The following is a 17157-nucleotide window of genomic DNA, read 5'->3' on the forward strand; positions in this document are numbered from 1 at the left end:
TGCCTGAGATGAACCTGCCCCCTGGCCTGGCCGTTCGCTGCGCCGGTGAAACCCTTTACCTGCTGCCACAGCGCGCCCTGTGGTGGCCGGCACAACGCCACTTGTTCATCGCCGACCTGCACCTCGGCAAGGCCGCATCGTACCGGGCCCTCGGCCAGCCGGTGCCCAGCGGCACCACGCAGGCCAACCTTGCCCGGCTCAGCGAATTGCTGCGCGCGTACGACCCGCTCACGCTGGTGTTCCTGGGCGATTTCCTGCACGCCGCCGAAGCCCGCACGGCGTCGGTGCTCGGTGAGCTGACTGTCTGGCGCGCGGCCTTCAGCTCGGTGCGCTGCGTGCTGGTGCGCGGCAACCACGATCGCCGCGCCGGCGACCCACCGGCTGCCCTGGGTGTCGAGGTGGTGGAAGAGCCTTGGCATCTCGGGCCTTTCGCTGCTTGCCACCACCCACAGACCCAGCCGGGCCGCGTGGTGCTGGCCGGGCATGTGCACCCCACGGTGGTGCTTCGCGGCCGCGGGCGAGAACGCCTGCGCGTGCCCTGCTTCGCGCTCGACGCGCATCAACTGCTGTTGCCGGCCTTCGGCGAGTTCACTGGCGGTTGGACCCTGTCACCGGCTCCCGGCACGGATCTTTTTGCCGTGGCCGCCGAAGGCGTGTGGCGGCTTCCGTCGCTCAGTCCTCCGCGCTGAGCAACGGTGCTTGGGACACCTCGGCGTCGAAATCCATCAGCACGCTGGCCAAGGCCAGGCTTCGCCACAGGGAAGAGGGCATCGCCATGATGGCCTCGGGCGTGCGAGCCTGCGAGATCCAGGCTCCGATCTCGGCATGCTGGTCCGTCGTGAGGAGATTCCGATTCAGCATGTCATCGAGTGTTTGCATGGGCGGTTCCTTGGTTCAACGGTTCCAGTTGGGGCTGCGCATGCAAGATTCAATCCGCCGGATGGCTGGAGTGCTTGGCCGATCGAAGATCCGCGCGTCAATGCGCTCAGCTTTTCTGTGCCAAACCATACCGGAGACAATATTCGCCCATGACCTGCAAGACATTTCTCCCGACCTGACGCGTGGACCTCGCCACCTTTCTCATCCAGTGCCTGAACTCGCTGCAGTACGGGCTGCTGCTGTTTCTGGTGGCCTCGGGCCTGACGCTCATCTTCGGGATCATGGGCGTGATCAACCTCGCCCACGGCAGCTTCTACATGATCGGTGCCTACATGGCTTACGCCCTTGCGGCGCCGATCGCGGCCACCTTGGGCGGTGGCTTCTTCGCCACGCTGGCAGTGGGCACGGTGCTCGCCGTGCTGCTGGGCTACGTGCTCGAGTGGGCCTTCTTCAGCTTTCTCTACGAACGCGAGCACCTGCAGCAGGTGCTGATGACCTACGGGCTGATCCTGGTGTTCGAGGAGCTGCGCAGCATCGTCGTGGGTGACGACGTGTACGGCGTGGCGGTGCCGCCTCTGCTGGCCGGCAGCTTCGCGCTGGGTGAGGTGATGAGCTACCCGGTCTACCGGCTCTTCATCTCGGCGGTGTGCCTGGCGCTGGCGCTGGGCATGTACCTGGTGTTCACGCGCACACGGCTGGGCATGATGATCCGCGCCGGCAGCAGCAACCGCGAGATGGTGCAGTCGCTGGGGGTCGACATCAAGTTCCTCTACCGGGTGGTGTTCGCCGCCGGTGTGGCGCTGGCCGTGCTGGCCGGCATGGTGGCCTCGCCGGTGTCGTCGGCCTACCCGGGCATGGGCAACCAGGTGCTGATCCTCTGCTTCGTGGTGGTGGTGATCGGTGGCATCGGCTCCATTCGCGGCGCCCTGCTGGCGGCGCTGCTGATCGGCGCGGTCGACACCTTCGGCAAGGTGGTGTTCCCGCAGGCCGCCGGCGTGCTGGTGTATGTGTTGATGGCCTTGATCCTGCTGTGGAAGCCGGATGGTCTTTTCAAGGCAGGGTGAACGCGTGCAACAGCGTGCCGATCTGAAAAAAATCATTCCCGTGCTCGCCGCCGGCGTGCTGCTGGCGCTGTACCCCGCGGTGTCGGGCAGCTTCGGCATCGACCTGGTCACCAAGATCATGGTGTTCGCCATCTATGCGCTGAGCCTTGAGCTGCTGGTGGGCAGCACGGGCCTGGTGTGCTTCGGCCACGCCGCGTTTTTCGGGCTCGGCGGTTACGCCACGGTGCTGCTGGCGCCTCAGGGCGCCGCACCTTCGCTGTGGTGCTTGCTGCCGGCCGCCATGGGTTCGGCGGCGCTGTATGCGCTCTTCATGGGCGCGTTGTCGCTGCGCACCAAGGGCGTCTACTTCATCATGGTCACGCTGGCGTTTGCGCAGATGGCCTATTACGTGGTGCACGACACGCCGCTCGGCGGCGGCAGCGACGGCATCTACCTGAACGACGGCAAGCCGGTGGCGATGATCGGCAGCCTGGTGCTCGTCGACCTGAACGGCCCGCTCTCGCTGTATTACTTCGTGCTCGGCAGCCTGGGATCAAGCTTCGTTTTTCTGGCGGTGCTGCTGCGCTCCACCTTCGGGCGCGCGCTGGCGGGCATCAAGGCCAACGAGCAGCGCATGCGTGCCACCGGGTTTTCGACCTACCCGTACAAGCTGGTGGCCTTCGTGCTCTCGGGCGCGCTGGCCGGCCTGGCTGGCTTTCTCTTTGCCGTGAAAGATGCGTACGTGAACCCCGAGCTGCTGAGCTGGCACCAGTCGGGCGCGGTGCTGATCATGATCATCCTCGGTGGCCTGGGCCATTTGCGCGGCGCGGTGCTGGGGGCGTTTGCGTTTGCACTGCTGCAGGAGCTGTTTCGCTCCGAGGCGATCTTCGGCGCCTTTGCCAAACACTGGCACCTGGGGCTCGGGCTGACCATCATCGCCAGTGTGGCGGTGCTGCCGCGCGGCTTGATCGGCTTGTCGAGCCTCTTCCGGCGACGGTTGGCCGGTGCACCCGAGGAGTCGGCCCATGCCCGGGGCTGAAGTCTTGCTGCGCGGGCACGAAATCACCCAGCGCTGGGGTGGGCTGGTGGCGCTGGACCGGGTGTCGATCGAACTCTCGCGCGGCGCCATCCACGCCGTGATCGGCACCAACGGTGCCGGCAAGTCCACGCTGATCAACGTCCTCGCGGGCGAGTTCAAGCCCACACAAGGCCAGGTCTCGCTGTTGGGTGAAGACGTGACCGCCTGGCCGCAACCGCGCCGTGCGCGCGCGGGCCTGGGCCGCAGCTACCAGCGCACCACCCTCTACCCCGGCTTCAGCGTGTTCGAGAACTGCCGGCTCGCCGCGCAAGCCACGCGCCAACGCGCCTGGGCCTGGTGGGCCGACGCCGCACACGACCCGGTGACCCACCAACACGCCATGCAAGCCGCCCGGCGGGCCGGCCTCACCGAGCTGCTCGGGCGCGAGGCCGGCCTGCTCTCGCACGGGCAGAAGCGCCAGCTCGAAGTGGCGATGTGTCTGGCCACACGCCCGCAGGTGCTGCTGCTCGACGAGCCCCTGGCCGGCATGGGCGCCGAAGAGACCGACCGCATGCTGGCCTTGCTGGCCGAGCTGCGCCCCGACCACGCGATCCTGCTGGTCGAGCACGACATGGACGCCGTGTTCCGCGTGGCCGACCGCATCACGGTGATGGTCAACGGTGTGGTGATCGCGTCCGACGAACCGAACGCCGTGCGCCACAACCCCGAGGTGCGCGCGGCCTACCTTGGCGAGGTGGCTGCATGAGCGCCGACCTGATCGTCGACGCGCAAGGCGTGCACGCCTGGTACGGCTCCAGCCACGTGCTGCAGGGCATCGACCTGCAGATCGCGCGTGGCGAAAGCGTGGGCCTGCTTGGGCGCAACGGCATGGGCAAGTCGACACTCATTCGCACCCTGCTCGGCCATGTGAAGCAGCGCGAGGGGCGCATCGTCATCGCGGGGCATGACGCTTCGCGCGCCCAGCCGCACGAGGTGGCGCGCCTGGGTGTGGCCTATGTGCCCGAAGGCCGTGGCGTGTTTCCCAATCTCACGGTGCGCGAGAACCTGGTGATGTCTGCACGACGCGGGCGTGATGGCCGCATGGAATGGAGCTTCGATCACGTGATGGAAACCTTCCCGCGGCTGAAGGAGCGCCTCACCCACCTGGGCGCGCAACTTTCGGGTGGCGAGCAGCAGATGCTTTCCATCGGCCGCGCGCTGATGACGCACCCCGATCTCATCCTCCTCGACGAAGCCACCGAGGGCCTGGCGCCGCTCGTCGTGGCCGAGATATGGAACGTGATCCGCCGCATCCGCGAGACCGGCATCGCCGCCCTGGTGGTCGACCGCGACCACCGGAAAGTCATCGCGCAGACCGACCGCGTGGTGGTGCTGCAAAAAGGCCGGGTGGTGCTGGCCGGCCCGTCGGCTGAGTTTGCCGACGGGCAGCAGATCGGGGCCTACCTGGGCGTGTGAGCGCAAAGCATCCATAAGCCTGGGGATTCGCCACGCGGCGGCGCGCTGCACCATCGGTTCTCTTTGCAGCCGGGAGAGCCACGATGCACGAAGGACTTTCAACCAACCGGCATTGCCACGGTTTTGCCGACTGCCTGGTTCGCGAGGGCAAGGCGTTTGTCTTTCGCTACCACTCGCGCACGACCTCGCAGCCCGAAAAGCGCATCTCGCCCAAGGAGGCGGCCGATCTCGCACGCGCTGGTGTACAGGTTGCCACCGTCTACCAAGACAACGCACGCAAGCTGAGCGACTTCGGTTTCGAGCGCGGCCGGCTCGACGGCGCATCGGCCCAGACCTTCGCCAGCCAGATCGGCCAGCCGCCGGGCAGCGCGGTGTACTTTGCGGTCGACACCGACTTCAGCACGGCCGAGATCCAGCAGGTGGTGCTGCCCTACTTCCGCGGTGTGAAGGCCGGCATGGACGAGGCCGCGGGTGGCACGAGCCCCTTGAAGATCGGCGTCTACGGCTCGGGCCTCACCGGCCGCCTGGTGCGCGACACCCACGCGCTGGCCCGCTTTGCCTGGCTGGCCGAGGCCACCGGCTGGCGCGAGTCGTCCAGCTACACCCTGTGGGACGTGCGCCAACACGTGAACCACGGCCAGGCGCTGTGCGGCCTGGGCGCTGCGTGGGAGCGCTGTGAGGCACGCGACAACTTCGGCCAGTTCCGCCCGATCGGCTTTGACGTGCTCGCCGGCCAGGGCGAGCTGCGGCGTGTGACGGCCACCGAGCTCAACCTGCGACACGGCCCATCAGCGGCCAGCAACCCGCCCATCACCACCCTGCCCGAAGGCCAGCTCGTGCGTGTGCTGGGTGAGGCCGCGCCACCGTGGGTGCGGGTGCGTGTGACGCTGAGTGGCGGTGACGTGGTGGGGTATGTGAGCGGCAAACACCTGGCTGCGGTCATGGCGCCGCCCGTCGTTGTGCCACCCGTTGTGCCACCAGCACCGCCTGTGCCTGCGGTGCACTACCGCGAGAACGATCCCGCGTCACGTCGCGCCTCAGCCAGCAAACGTGCGCAGCCGCTGGGCGAGCCGGGCCGGCCGTCACGCGACGCAACAGCAAGCCCCACCGCGCGTGCCACCCAGCTGATCCACATCGTCAACTGGCTCGCGGCCGACACCAGCACGCGCTACCAGCGCGACCCCAGCGCCACCTATTGCAACGTCTACGCCACCGACTATTGCTACCTCGGCGGCGCCTACCTGCCTCGCACCTGGTGGAACGAATCGGCGCTGATGCAAATCGCACGCGGCGAGCAGGTGGCACCCGCCTACGGCAGCACGCTGCGTGAGATGCGGGCCGACGACCTGCACAACTGGTTGATCGAGTTTGGCGAATCGTTCGGCTGGCGCCGTGTGATCGACCTCAGCGCCTTGCAGAACGCCGCCAACCACGGCGGCCTCGGCCTCATCTGCGCCGACCGCGAAGAAAACGGCAAGCCTGGCCACATCACCGCTGTGGTGCCCGAGAGCGCGGCACTCAAGGCCAAGCGCGATGCCGACGGCAACGTCACGCTGCCGCTGCAAAGCCAGGCCGGTGCGGTGAACTTTCGCTTCTCGACGCTCGGCAAGGCCTGGTGGGACAGCACGCTCTTCAAGTCACACGTGTTCTTCGTGCACGACTGAAGCTTGGGCCCTCACAGCCGCGCTGGTGATCGTCATGCCCGGCGCGCTGTCTTTCCCGGCCCACACCAGGCGGTGCTCGCGTTGCGGGTCGTCTTGCACCTGGTCGCGGCGGTTGAACACCAGGGTCGTGCGGCGGCTGGCCTCGAAGGCGGGCCAGCCTTCACCGGGGCGGCCGTCGCGCACGAACGCGACCCAGTGGGCACGCATGCGCTGCGCCAGCGCGCGGCGAGCGCCCCACAGCGGGCCGCCGCGCAGCATCGCAGGCAACGGGCCTTCCATCTCCCACAAATAGAAGAGTTCCAGCGCGTGGGCCGCACCCAGCAGCGGGTTGCTGCAGTCGAAGCGGTAGAACCAGGCGGGGTGCTGCGCGGCGTGGCGCTCGGCGAAGTGCATGGTGGGCATGCCAAAGCTCATGTGCGTGCCGAGCTGGCGCTTGCCTTGTTTGGTGTCGGGGTAAGCGGCCAGCACACGCTCGGCATGGGCCGCGCCGAACTGCTGGCGAAGCAGCTCGCCCATGCGCCCGCGCGACAAGAACAACTCGGCCACACCGCGCCACAGCTCGAAGAAGCGGATCTCGTCGCGGTTGAACCCCGCCAGCAGCGGGATGGGGGGTGTGGGCGCAGCGCGCGCCGCAGCGAGCGAGGCGGGCAAGAGCGTGCCATCGAACCACGGCGCGGCGGGCACGGTCTGAGGCACCAGCTTGTGCACCCGGGCCTGGGCGGCGAGCAACTTGTCTGCGGGGATGGCCTGCAAGGCTTCGAGCGTGCGCACGCCCAACACGTCGAGGTAGTGGCGCGCCACCTTCAGGCTCATCTCGCGGTCGTGCACCAGGCTGAGCGCGCCGCTTTGCATGATGGCGCCGCGAAACAATCCCTGCGCCTCGCTTGAGTGCATCAGCAGCGACACCGACATCGAGCCCGCCGACTCGCCCGCGACCGTCACCCTCTCGGGGTCACCACCGAACGCGGTGATGTTGTCGCGCACCCAGCGCAAGGCCGCCACCTGGTCACGCAGGCCGGGGTTGGTGGCGGCACGTTCGTCGCCCAAGGCCTCGGCAAAGTTCACGAAGCCGAGCGCACCGAGCCGGTAGTTGATGGCCACCACCACGATGTCGCCCAGCTCGGCCAGGTGCGCGCCGGTGTAGACACGCGCGCTGCCGAGCAGGAACGCGCCACCGTGGATCCACACCATCACCGGGCGCTTGGCGCCGTCGGCGGCGGGGCTCCAGATGTTGAGCGTGAGGCAGTCTTCGTCGAGCGAGGGGCCGAGTGACTTGATGCTGCCCATGGGCTTTTGAATGCAGGCCGCGCCAAAGGTGGTGGCCACGCGCACGCCCTGCCAAGCCTGCACCGGCTGCGGCGCCGCAAAGCGCAGCGCGCCCACCGGTGGCTGCGCATAGGGCACACCGAGCCAGGCGCTGACAGCGCCATCGGCTGTGCCTTGCAGGTCACCCAGGGGGGTGTGAGCGATGGGGTTCTGGGTCTGCGGCATTCATGGGCTCCCGAGTTGAATGTGTTGGCCGTGCACGGCGGCGCCTTGCGGCGTGGCGAGAAAGGCGATGGTCTGTGCGGCCACCTCGAGCGGCACCCAGGCCGAGCGGTCGGCGTCTGGCATGGCGTTGCGATTGGCGGGCGTGTCGAGCGTGGTGGGGGCCACGCTGTTGACATGGATGCCGTCGGCACGCACCTCGTGCGAGAGCGACTCCACCAACCGCTGCAACGCGCTCTTGGCGGCGCAGTAGGCACCCTTCAGCGCCTGCCCTTCGCGCGCGGCATTGGCCGACACCGCCACCACCTGGCCACTGCGCTGGGCTTGCATCAGCGGGATCACCGCCTGCGTCACGTTGACGAAGGACCAGGCGTTCAAGTCCATCAAACGATCCCACGACGCACGGCTGATCTGGTGCACCGGTTCGCCCATCTCGAAGCCGCCGGCAATGTGCACCAGCGCATCCACATGGTTGAAGGTCTGCGTGACACGTGTGATGGCCGCCGCCACGCTGGGCGCCGAGGTCACATCGGCCGCCAGCAGCAGCGCGTTGGCGGGTGTGCCGAACACGCTGCGCAGGCGGTCCACGACCAGCTCGAGCCAGGCCACATGGTTGCCAGCGGCGAGGAAGTGCCGCGCCACGGCCTGCCCGAGCGCGCCTGCCGCGCCGGTGATCACGAGGGTGAAAGTGGGTTTCATGGTCGTTCGATCCGTTGAACAGCGGCTGCCATTGTCGATGTGTTCACAATCAGGGTTTTCAACACGTCGCGAGGCCATCATGAAGAGAGAAGTGGTTGTAGTCAGCGGTGCGCGCACCGCCATCGGAACCTTTGGCGGCGCGCTCAAGGAGGTGCCCCCGACCCAGCTCGGCGCCATCGCCACCCGCGAAGCGCTGGCCCGCGCCCAGGTTGACGGCAAAGACGTCGGCCACGTGGTCTTCGGCCATGTGATCAACACCGAGCCGCGCGACATGTACCTCGCCCGCGTGGCGGCCGTCGAGGGCGGTGTCGCACAAGAAACACCGGCCCTCACCGTGAACCGTTTGTGCGGTTCGGGCCTGCAGGCTGTCATCAGCGCGGCGCAGAGCATCTTGCTCGGTGACGCCGAGATCGCAGTCGCCGGTGGCGCCGAAAGCATGAGCCGCGGACCCTACTCGCTGCCGCAAGCCCGCTGGGGCGCGCGCATGGGCAACGCGACCATGGTCGACATGATGCTGGGCGCACTGCACGACCCGTTTCACACCGTGCACATGGGCATCACCGCCGAAAACGTGGCCGCCAAGTGGAACATCAGCCGCGCGCAACAAGACGAAGCTGCACTCGAGAGCCACCACCGCGCGCAACGCGCCATCGAGGCCGGCCACTTCAAGGAGCAGATCGTGCCCGTGGCGCTGGAGAGCCGAAAAGGCACGGTGATGTTCGACACCGACGAACACGTGCGCATGAACGCCAAGCTCGAAGACATGGCCAAGCTCAAGCCGGCGTTCAAGAAAGACGGCGGCACGGTGACAGCCGGCAATGCGTCAGGGTTGAACGATGGCGCCGCGGCGCTGGTGCTGATGGAGCGGGCTGAAGCCGAGCGCCGTGGCTTGAAGCCGCTGGCACGGCTGGTGTCGTACGGCCACGCGGGCGTCGACCCGCTCTACATGGGCATCGGCCCGGTGCCGGCCACGCGCAAGGCGCTGGAGAAGGCGGGGCTGAAGGTGTCAGACCTCGACGTGATCGAAGCCAACGAAGCCTTCGCCGCGCAAGCCTGTGCGGTTGTCAAGGACCTGGGCTTCGACCCCGCCAAGGTCAACCCCAACGGCTCGGGCATCTCGCTCGGCCACCCGGTGGGTGCCACCGGCGCCATCATCACGGTGAAGGCGCTGTACGAATTGCAGCGCATCAAAGGGCGTTATGCGCTGGTGACGATGTGCATCGGCGGTGGGCAAGGCATCGCGGCGGTGTTCGAGCGCATGTGAGCCCGAGTCCGTTCGCCCTGAGCCTCAGCCCGTTCGCCCTGAGCCTGTCGAAGGGTGCGCACAGCACGGTGCTGGCTTCGACTGGCTCAGCCCAAGCGGGAGTGCAGGAACATTCAGAGCTTCGGAATGCGCAGGGTCTTGCTGATCATCAGCGTGCCCGAGAGCACGAACATCAGCGACAGCGGGTGCAGCACCCACGGGCCGATCTGCCACGCCCCGCCCCACAACGCGTCGCCCAGCGCGCCTTGCCAGGCCGCGAGCGCCAGCACGCCGGTGAGCAGCACGCTGGTGGGAATGGGCGTGCCCTCGAAGTACGCCACCTTGTCGGCCCCGGCCGACAGCGATTCGGCCGTGACGTTGTAGCGTGCCAGGCGCGACACACCGCAGCAGATGAAGTAGATGAGGGCGGCCGCGTCCCAGCCACCGGCCAGGCCCGCTGCGTAGCCCAGCGCGGCGGGTGCCACGCCGAACGAGATGATGTCGGCCAGCGAATCGAGCTCGCGGCCCAGCGACGAATGCGTCTGGCGCCAGCGCGCCACCCGGCCATCGAGCACGTCGAACAGGAAAGCGGCCGGCGCCATGGCCGCCGCCGCGTAGAAGTGAGTCAGCGACTGACTGCCCATGTAGGCCATGGCGAAGATCACCGCGCCCATGCCACACGCGGCGTTGCCGAGCGTGAGGAAATCGGCGAGATGAAAACCCCGGATCATCGAGAAGTGGCGGCGCGGTGCCTGCGGGGAATGATCCATGTTGCGAAGCTCGCTGGTCAGGAAACGAAGACACAGCGTAGCGCGGCCGGGGCCAGCGACCTGTAGGAAAAGGCCGCCTTCGCGCGATCAACCGCCGCCCATGGCCTCGCGGATCGATTCGGTGGTGTTGACCGCATGCGCAGCGATCTGCTCATGGTTCATCGCGATGACCGTCAGCGGATAGGTGCCGGACACGTAGCCGCCATAAGCCACCTCGACCGCCACGATCTCGGGCGAGAGACCCTCAACCGCGGCCACCAGGCAGTGCATCACCGAGCTGAAACCGCTGTCGTCGAACAGGGGCTCGGATTCGTGGGTGACGCGGTAGTCGAAGGTGTCGGGGGTGGGTTGGTCGATGTCGATGCGGGGGATCATGAGGCGGTCTCGGTACGGGCAGGCCCAACGGGTAACCAGTATGGACGGTTCTGCGCCTACTTCCTCGCCGGCTGCTTTGCGGCAAGCGTGACACCAGGGGCCGACAACCAGGCCCGGGTGAAAACACGGACGCCCCCACGCCGCCATGCGGGGTTGCGATCAGGCAATACGCTTGGCATGGCCCGACAGTGCACGTTCATAGTCAAAGGCCGACAGGTTCCGATACTCGTTGTCAGGCGCTCGGCGGGTGGTCAGGTACGGCAGCAGGTTCAACCTCGCAGGCTCGGGGCAACCCAGGACGCGCAGGATCGCCGAAGCCTGCTCTCCGGTGGACCGCAAAGACCGGAACGTCCAGTACTACATTCCGAAAGTCAGGAGCATCGGGCCGACGATGCTTGCGGTGGCGATCAGCATCCACTCCTGGGTGCTGGCCTCGGAACTGGAATACTTGCCGAAGAAGAACAGCCAGAAGATCCCGAGGACGACCCACCCCCAGCAACACATGTTCCATGCATGCTTCATGCATTGCCCAAGCAGTGCACGTTCGCCTGCGTGGCAACCTGCGGGCATGAACAGCATCTTGTCGTTGTCTCGGATGACGGCAAGTGCCAGCAGCGCATCTCCCTGTTTGGAGACGACCACCTTGACACGATCTCCACTGTTGAACGCATTGGCGCTCTCGAATGTCCCACAGAGGATCTTGTCGCCGAGCAAGGCGGCAAAGTTGTACATGTCCTCGCCGCCGTACTGATTGACCTTGGTTCTGGTGTGTTGCGCTTCTCGGAGAACACCCTCGACCAGGAACAGGCCGGTTTCAGACCCGACCTGCATCAGTAGCGGAAATAGAAAGTCGCGTACTCGCCTGGATCATCAGGCTTGCGTTGAACTTTGGAGGACCTGACGAGATCGACATCGCTGGGGCTGGGCATGCCGAGGATGGTGAAGACCTTCTCAGCCAGGCGAACAAACGGCATCCACTTGCGTGCCAGGCTGATCGTCATCACCCCAAAGAAGACGTAGAAGCCAATGAAAACGGGCAAGACGATCACGTGCAGGGTCGTCAAGAAGTCACGGACACCGAACGTCGGCACCGCCACGACCAAACCGACCAGATTCAAGATGGTGACGCCGATGAACCACCATTTGATGGCGGTCTTGATGTGCCTGGCCCGACCGCGTGAGCAATGCGGATACAGCGCAATCGTGCGATCGAGAGGGCGTGCGATACCACCCACCTCGTAGTGATCCTTTTGCCACTCGGCGGCCACCTCCACCTCGTCACCTTCCTTGAAGGGGCTGCGCCACACCCAGCCCTTCACCGGTTCCCCATCCAGATCAAACTCGACGTAGTCTGCGTCTTCTTCGGTACTGGTCGCGTTGGCGGCTGTGGACACGGCTTGCCCGCTCATACCCGCCATGCCGGCCGCGATGGCAATCACGCCCAACTTGGTTCGATCGGCATCGGTGAACACGAAACTGGCACTGGCGTGCGTGCATCGGTAGTTCTTGATCGTCCCTGTCAGCTTCACCACGCCCTCAGGCGGTTTCTCGATGCTCATTGAAGGCCCATTTCATTCAGCGCGGCGCCCAGTTTCTCATCCTGCTCCTTGCTGGAACGGTACCCGTCGTTGTTCCTCTCCTTTCCGAACGCCGAATGATCGATCCATTCTTCCAGCGCATTGGGAGTGACCTGCCAGATGATGACCTGAACGCCGAAGATCCCCAGTGTGATCCAGCCTCCTGCGGCCATGCCCAGAATGCGCAGCCCGATGAAGGTGGCGGCCCTGGTTCCGACAGCGCGCACGGCGGTGCTCAAGGCCGCATTGCCAGTAAGACGACCAACAAGCGGGGCGGAGTAGGTGAAAGCAACTGCAAGAGTCAAACCGCCAGACGCGAGACCCAACAGCCCTTTCGAGAAATACAAACCCGCCAGCAGGAAATAGCCTTTGTCTTTGTTTTTTCCCCCATCCACAAAATCAAGGTACGACGCGATCAACGACGCACCCCCACTCAGCACGCCTCCCCACAGCTTGAGCTTCTGGTAGGTCCAGGTCTCAGCGCCCATCTGCGGCAGGTTCTTGATGGGCACGGTGGCGATGTCGAACATCGCGCTGGTGATCGACATGCCCGAAGCCAGGAGGCTCAGCGCCGTCTTCATGTCACCCTTGGTTTTGCATTCAACCAGCAGCTTGCTGAAGTTCACGCCCTCGATCAGCGCCACCACAACGGCGAGCCGTGCATCCTTGATGGCCGCAGGTGCCCTGGCGTCATGGGCCTTGAAGTCGGCCCAGGCCGCTTGCAGACTCTCCGCTTGCGCGCTTCTGATCTGCGGCGTGTCGGCCGCCATGAACGTGCGTGCGGAACTCACACGGCGCAGCGTCTGTTGGCGCAACAGGTTTTCTGAAGCGGACTGCTGGATGATGAGGTTGACCGAGTCGGCCGGATTGACCAACCCACGAATGCTGAAGATGTGTTGAATGATCTTCTCGCTGGCATAGTCGGCCAGGCCGCTGACGCGAAAGTGCTTGAAGACGATGTCGCCCACACTGATGGCAAACTTGTCCACGCCTCGCATGTTGACGGGTTTGAGTCGTGCGCCGAACGCCTTCGAGCCCGCCGCCGCTGACGCCTTGGCATTGGCATCGGAGACACCCTGCAGCTTCTTGTAGCAGTCAGCGAACGCCTTCAGGGTCTTCACGGTGTAATTGGTCCAGGCCAGCGCTGAGGCCAGTGTGCGTTGGCCCTTGTGCTGCTCCGCTTCGGCCAGGGCGGCGTCAAGCTCCATCCTGGCAGCGTTCTGGTTGAGGGCCACCACGCGCCACAACAGATTGCTCTTGAATGTGGCCTTGGCTTCCTTGACCCATTGCTCAATCTTCTTCTTGCCCGAGTCGCTTGAAGCCATGCCGAACAGCGCTTCGCTGACGCCTTCGGCGAACAACACCCCGTCTTCGACGTTCTCGCCATGGAAGTCATGGAGACTGTCCAGAAAGAGAGGCGCTTCCAGCCATGCGATGAGAACCTTGGTGCGCGCTTCGATGACGGGATTCAGGCGATCCTGGAATTCGTCCCACTTGCCGACAAACTTCGTGTACGCGGCTTGATCCATGCGATCCCGGTACTTGGGCCAGGCTTGGGCGATCGCACCTTTCTTGAGTGCAGCTTCACTTGCTTCGCGCCGAGGCGTTGATTCACGGCGCTCCCGGTCGAGTACCGCGAAGTCCGCTTGCGCTGATGCCTGGTTGTTGGCTGGCACGTATTGCGTGACAAGCGCCGTTCTGCGAGCCTCGTAGCTCGCTTCGCTGATCAGCCCCTGTTCAAGTTGCTTGTCGAGTTTGGCGACTTCGGGGCCCGATGTCTCAGGCTGGTTGAAGTAGTTGCGCACGACAGAAGAGCGGCGCGCGGCATTCGTCGCGTTGACGTTGCCCATGTTGCCTGCGATCTGTCGGTCTGCCTCTTTGCCAGCCCGACTTTCCAGGGCTGTCTTGATGCCGTCGAACGCGCCGACCGCGGAAAGCTGCAGGTCCCGCTCATCGCTGTACTGCTTGAGCCAACCCGCCGCGTCGTTGCGATAGCCGTTGAGCTCATGCGTCATGCCCATCGCGTCCCACAGCGCCAGCACATGGGGTGTGCTGTTCGTGCCGTCGTCTTTGAGGGAGCGCTGCTGCATGTGCTTGGCCGACTCGGCCGCACCGCCTTGGCGCTGGTGCCAGGGATAGCGCGTGCTGACACGGCTGAGGCGGGCGCCTTCATAGCTTCCATCTTCCTTCGTGAAGGGACCGCTGTTGGCAGCATGCGGCAGGTTGGACGTGCTGAAGTCGGTGGCGTACTCGATGACTTCTTCGAGCACCGATGCCAGGGCCGGGGTGCTGTGCTCGTTCTTCGCACCACCAGCCATCGCCGCTGGGTCAATGGTTTGCATGCGCGCGCTGCGCAGCTGGCTGTTGCTGGTGTATTCCTTGACGGTTTCGTCGCTCCATTTGTGCTCACTGAAAGCGATCCAGGTGGGGCCGCATTTCTCAGGCTTCTCGATCACAAGGTGGTGCAGCCGGGCATTGCTGTGGCCTTGCGTCGCGCATCGCACCGTCGGTCCTGCCTCCGAGGCCATGCTGGGGTTCGGCTGCTTCATCAGGCAACCATCCTCGGTAACGCTGTAGCACTCCCATTGATTGGAGCCGCGAGCGTTCTTCTCGAAAAAGAGATAGACGTATCCCGAGCGAAGCGTGCGCAGTGCATAGTGGTATTCACTACCCAAAGCGACGTTTTTGATCCGAGCGCCGCTCGCCCAGCCTGGCAGAGTTTGTTTGACGCTGTTGGGGACCGGCACGTATCTCACGGGCAGCAAGGGTAATCCGGAGACGATGCAATTGGAGCAAAGAGGCATGGTTCAGTCTCGGTTGTGTATCGGGAAGCCCGACGCTCTGCTTCCAGCAAGCTTGCTCATCTCGGCAGCGATCAAGCGCCACTCGTCTTCGGAGACGTCATCGACAAGTTGGGTGAAATACTGGCCGGCCTCTCGACGGCTAAGCGATCCGGCAATGCGCGGGTGTTCGTCGAACCTGGGGTGAGTGAGCAATGCATGGTTGCAGAAGGCTGACAGATCACGTTCATCGGAAAGGCCGTGCTGCCGTGCTCTGCGTATGGCGGCGAACGCAGACTGCCGCCAGTGCAGTGCTTGCTCTGAACTCACCGCAGCGGAATCACCATGCGCGGCGAGCCTCTGCCGCAGAGCGCTGTTCACGGCATGGATGCCATCGACCAGCGGAAACTGCTCGGGTGCCAGAACCAAAGGCTCACTCGACGCGCACTGAACTCTCAATACTTGCAGGTGGCCCGCAGGGTCGTGCAGCCACCATGCCATCAACGGACCCAGGAGACAGGCCTGCTGGCGAACACTGAGCAGAGGCCACAGGGCCCACAGCACCGCGGGATCATGCAACCGGACCCACACCAAAGTTCCCTCCGGCCGACGTTGCAGCATGCTGCGACCGAGGTGCCCAAAGGCAGCGTCAGGTTCAGTGGTCTGTACCCAGCCACCGATACGTCGCCCAATTCCTCGTTGCAAGCTCTGCACTTGAAGTTCACGCAGCGACACCGCCAAAGAGCTGGCGAGAATACCGCTGCCTTGGCTTTGCGACGTGATCAGAGGTCGGTAGAGCGGCAAAACTTCTCTATCCAGTTTTGCACCTGCAATGTTGATGGATCGCGCAGGCTGATTCTCAAGGAGCCAGGATACGGTGTCTTCATCGGAACCAAGAGGGATCAGAGCGGGGTCGTAGACAAGATGACATATCCCCGACGATGATTGGGCGAGCTCCCGATGGAGTTCGTCACCGTGCGCGGCCGCTCGCTGGTTCAGCCAGTCGCCCAAAGCAGTCATGAGCGGTGTCAGAGATTGACAGTGGCAGACTGCAGCTGTGCAGCTTGCTGCGCTTGCTGAGCGCAACCCTTCAAGGGCACAGTGGCAGGCAAGCTCAGCGAGGCACTCGCACTCCCCGCCCCCGTCAACTCCTTAATCGCCGCCTTGAAGCTAGCCGGCCCGCTGGTCGTGAGCGTGATGGCCCCGCTCGTGATCCGCAGAGACGCCCCACCTGCCGTCAACAACACATGCTTGGGCGAGCCCATCGTGATGGCGTTGGTGACGCTGGCCACGGTGATCGTTTTGTCGGCCGTCAGGTTCAGCGTGTTGGCCTGCGCCTGCACGCTCACGTTGCCGCTGGCGGCGTGCAGTTGCATGCCGGTCTCGGTGTTGGGTTTGCTGCCGTTCTGCGCCTTGCCGTAGGTGAAGAGGCTCACGCCAGCTTTGACGGCGATGGCGGTGTGGCGCTGGCTGGTCCAGTTGATGTCTTGGCCTGCTGCCAGGTTCGCGGTGCGGCCCGCGCTCATCACGCTGTGTGCAGGGGTGGCGCTGCCTACGCCGCCTGGGGCACTGATGAGCAGCTCGGGGCGGCTCCACGCACTGATGCTGCCCGCGCCGCCCTGGATGGCAAGCATCTCTTCGTCGCCTGCGGCTTCGGTGGCACCCCGGCTGTCGGTGGCGCCCAGGCTGTCAACGCTGGCTTGCTGGCCTTTGCGCACCGGCATGTCTTTGGGTTGCACTTCGGCGCTGAGTTTGGCGTTGTGCTTTTGCGCGGTCTCGCTCAGCGTCTGGGTCAGCTCGGCGGCTTGTTCGAGTTGGCTCACGCCGGCTCGGGCTTCCACCGTTTGTGCGCTGGCCTGGGTGCCTTGGGCTCTTGTGTAGGCGCTCAGGTGCAGGCCCGAGCCTGCTCGCACGGCGCCGTGGGCGGTGGTGGCGAGGTCGAGGCCGTGGCCTCGTTTGGCCAGGCGCTGGTTGTCGTTTTGTTGCAGCAGGTGGCCGAGTTGCAGCCAGCTGGCGGCGGTGGTGCTGCCCAATGTCATGCGAGCCTGGGCCGGGCTGTCGTCGAGCACGAGTTGGTTGTAGCCGCCCGCGCCGCTCTGGCTGGTGTCCAGGCTTTGACTCTTGAAGCCGGCCAGCACCTGTGGG

The 17157-nt window shown here is 65.2% G+C and carries 17 protein-coding genes; 7 read left to right on the plus strand and 10 right to left on the minus strand.

All coding sequences use genetic code 11. The annotated features are described in order from the left end of the window. Positions 1-8: 8 nt before the first annotated feature. Complete coding sequence (gene pdeM, locus RMO40_RS12395) at positions 9-689, plus strand: ligase-associated DNA damage response endonuclease PdeM (RefSeq protein ID WP_309721383.1); 681 nt, start codon at positions 9-11, stop codon at positions 687-689. Here pdeM and RMO40_RS12400 read toward each other — a convergent pair. After that, on the minus strand, positions 673-879 hold the full coding sequence (locus RMO40_RS12400; protein WP_309721385.1) for a hypothetical protein: 207 nt from the start codon (positions 877-879) through the stop codon (positions 673-675). The genes pdeM and RMO40_RS12400 overlap by 17 nt on opposite strands. A 182-nt stretch (positions 880-1061) precedes the next feature. On the opposite strand from RMO40_RS12400, the gene RMO40_RS12405 reads away from it, so the two are divergent. The 5 genes from RMO40_RS12405 to RMO40_RS12425 all read left to right on the plus strand — a co-directional run bounded on the left by RMO40_RS12405 (position 1062) and on the right by RMO40_RS12425 (position 6080). Next, the gene (locus RMO40_RS12405) at positions 1062-1943 is read left to right on the plus strand and encodes an ABC transporter permease subunit (RefSeq protein ID WP_309721388.1); all 882 of its coding nucleotides are present in this window, start codon (positions 1062-1064) and stop codon (positions 1941-1943) included. Positions 1944-1947: 4 nt separating this feature from the next. After that, positions 1948-2961: an ABC transporter permease subunit gene (locus tag RMO40_RS12410; RefSeq protein WP_309721391.1), complete on the plus strand. Its 1014-nt coding sequence runs from the start codon at positions 1948-1950 to the stop codon at positions 2959-2961. After that, positions 2948-3706, plus strand: coding sequence for an ATP-binding cassette domain-containing protein (locus RMO40_RS12415; RefSeq protein WP_309721393.1), 759 nt, complete (start codon positions 2948-2950; stop codon positions 3704-3706). The genes RMO40_RS12410 and RMO40_RS12415 overlap by 14 nt, the downstream gene beginning before the upstream one ends. Next, the gene (locus tag RMO40_RS12420; RefSeq protein ID WP_309721395.1) at positions 3703-4416 is read left to right on the plus strand and encodes an ATP-binding cassette domain-containing protein; all 714 of its coding nucleotides are present in this window, start codon (positions 3703-3705) and stop codon (positions 4414-4416) included. The genes RMO40_RS12415 and RMO40_RS12420 overlap by 4 nt, the downstream gene beginning before the upstream one ends. Before the next feature lie 83 nt (positions 4417-4499). Then, the gene (locus tag RMO40_RS12425; protein WP_309721398.1) at positions 4500-6080 is read left to right on the plus strand and encodes a glycoside hydrolase domain-containing protein; all 1581 of its coding nucleotides are present in this window, start codon (positions 4500-4502) and stop codon (positions 6078-6080) included. Here RMO40_RS12425 and RMO40_RS12430 read toward each other — a convergent pair. Together RMO40_RS12430 and RMO40_RS12435 are read right to left on the minus strand one after the other, a co-directional pair. Continuing rightward, positions 6054-7571: a carboxylesterase family protein gene (locus RMO40_RS12430; protein WP_309721401.1), complete on the minus strand. Its 1518-nt coding sequence runs from the start codon at positions 7569-7571 to the stop codon at positions 6054-6056. The two genes, RMO40_RS12425 and RMO40_RS12430, sit on opposite strands and share 27 nt — an antisense overlap. Next, the gene (locus RMO40_RS12435; RefSeq protein ID WP_309721404.1) at positions 7572-8267 is read right to left on the minus strand and encodes an SDR family NAD(P)-dependent oxidoreductase; all 696 of its coding nucleotides are present in this window, start codon (positions 8265-8267) and stop codon (positions 7572-7574) included. It abuts the gene before it with no gap. A 79-nt stretch (positions 8268-8346) separates the two neighbouring features. Here RMO40_RS12435 and bktB point away from each other — a divergent pair, with 79 nt between their 5' ends. Further along, positions 8347-9531, plus strand: coding sequence for a beta-ketothiolase BktB (gene bktB, locus RMO40_RS12440; protein WP_309721407.1), 1185 nt, complete (start codon positions 8347-8349; stop codon positions 9529-9531). Between the two features lie 113 nt (positions 9532-9644). On the opposite strand, the gene RMO40_RS12445 is transcribed toward bktB, so the two are convergent. From RMO40_RS12445 to RMO40_RS12475, 7 genes are all read right to left on the minus strand, one after another. Continuing rightward, complete coding sequence (locus tag RMO40_RS12445; RefSeq protein ID WP_309721410.1) at positions 9645-10280, minus strand: CDP-alcohol phosphatidyltransferase family protein; 636 nt, start codon at positions 10278-10280, stop codon at positions 9645-9647. A gap of 87 nt (positions 10281-10367) precedes the next feature. Beyond that, positions 10368-10655, minus strand: a complete 288-nt coding sequence (locus RMO40_RS12450) for a hypothetical protein (protein WP_309721413.1) — start codon at positions 10653-10655, stop codon at positions 10368-10370. A 357-nt stretch (positions 10656-11012) separates the two neighbouring features. Further along, the gene (locus RMO40_RS12455; protein ID WP_309721416.1) at positions 11013-11486 is read right to left on the minus strand and encodes a hypothetical protein; all 474 of its coding nucleotides are present in this window, start codon (positions 11484-11486) and stop codon (positions 11013-11015) included. Then, positions 11486-12214: a putative type VI secretion system effector gene (locus RMO40_RS12460; protein WP_309721418.1), complete on the minus strand. Its 729-nt coding sequence runs from the start codon at positions 12212-12214 to the stop codon at positions 11486-11488. The genes RMO40_RS12455 and RMO40_RS12460 overlap by 1 nt, the downstream gene beginning before the upstream one ends. Beyond that, positions 12211-15036, minus strand: a complete 2826-nt coding sequence (locus tag RMO40_RS12465) for a T6SS effector BTH_I2691 family protein (protein ID WP_309721420.1) — start codon at positions 15034-15036, stop codon at positions 12211-12213. The genes RMO40_RS12460 and RMO40_RS12465 overlap by 4 nt, the downstream gene beginning before the upstream one ends. Positions 15037-15039: 3 nt before the next feature. After that, positions 15040-16032 (minus strand): DUF4123 domain-containing protein, encoded by a 993-nt coding sequence (locus RMO40_RS12470; RefSeq protein WP_309721424.1) that lies wholly within the window; start codon positions 16030-16032, stop codon positions 15040-15042. 8 nt (positions 16033-16040) lie between these two features. Next, a partial coding sequence (locus RMO40_RS12475) for a DUF2345 domain-containing protein (protein WP_309721427.1) occupies positions 16041-17157 on the minus strand: 1117 nt, incomplete at its 5' end.

The sequence above is a fragment of the Rhizobacter sp. genome (genome assembly GCF_031412075.1).
Taxonomy (GTDB): domain Bacteria; phylum Pseudomonadota; class Gammaproteobacteria; order Burkholderiales; family Burkholderiaceae_C; genus Rhizobacter.

What these genes read in the sequence shown, in the direction of transcription:
- RMO40_RS12420 (WP_309721395.1), top strand. Translation starts at nt 3,703, where the DNA reads ATGAGCGCCGACCTGATCGTCGACGCGCAAGGCGTGCACGCCTGGTAC.
- RMO40_RS12460 (WP_309721418.1), bottom strand. Translation starts at nt 12,214, where the DNA reads ATGAGCATCGAGAAACCGCCTGAGGGCGTGGTGAAGCTGACAGGGACG.
- bktB (WP_309721407.1), top strand. Translation starts at nt 8,347, where the DNA reads ATGAAGAGAGAAGTGGTTGTAGTCAGCGGTGCGCGCACCGCCATCGGA.
- RMO40_RS12465 (WP_309721420.1), bottom strand. Translation starts at nt 15,036, where the DNA reads ATGCCTCTTTGCTCCAATTGCATCGTCTCCGGATTACCCTTGCTGCCC.
- RMO40_RS12470 (WP_309721424.1), bottom strand. Translation starts at nt 16,032, where the DNA reads ATGACTGCTTTGGGCGACTGGCTGAACCAGCGAGCGGCCGCGCACGGT.
- RMO40_RS12430 (WP_309721401.1), bottom strand. Translation starts at nt 7,571, where the DNA reads ATGCCGCAGACCCAGAACCCCATCGCTCACACCCCCCTGGGTGACCTG.
- RMO40_RS12400 (WP_309721385.1), bottom strand. Translation starts at nt 879, where the DNA reads ATGCAAACACTCGATGACATGCTGAATCGGAATCTCCTCACGACGGAC.
- pdeM (WP_309721383.1), top strand. Translation starts at nt 9, where the DNA reads ATGAACCTGCCCCCTGGCCTGGCCGTTCGCTGCGCCGGTGAAACCCTT.
- RMO40_RS12445 (WP_309721410.1), bottom strand. Translation starts at nt 10,280, where the DNA reads ATGGATCATTCCCCGCAGGCACCGCGCCGCCACTTCTCGATGATCCGG.
- RMO40_RS12415 (WP_309721393.1), top strand. Translation starts at nt 2,948, where the DNA reads ATGCCCGGGGCTGAAGTCTTGCTGCGCGGGCACGAAATCACCCAGCGC.
- RMO40_RS12450 (WP_309721413.1), bottom strand. Translation starts at nt 10,655, where the DNA reads ATGATCCCCCGCATCGACATCGACCAACCCACCCCCGACACCTTCGAC.
- RMO40_RS12435 (WP_309721404.1), bottom strand. Translation starts at nt 8,267, where the DNA reads ATGAAACCCACTTTCACCCTCGTGATCACCGGCGCGGCAGGCGCGCTC.
- RMO40_RS12425 (WP_309721398.1), top strand. Translation starts at nt 4,500, where the DNA reads ATGCACGAAGGACTTTCAACCAACCGGCATTGCCACGGTTTTGCCGAC.
- RMO40_RS12455 (WP_309721416.1), bottom strand. Translation starts at nt 11,486, where the DNA reads ATGCAGGTCGGGTCTGAAACCGGCCTGTTCCTGGTCGAGGGTGTTCTC.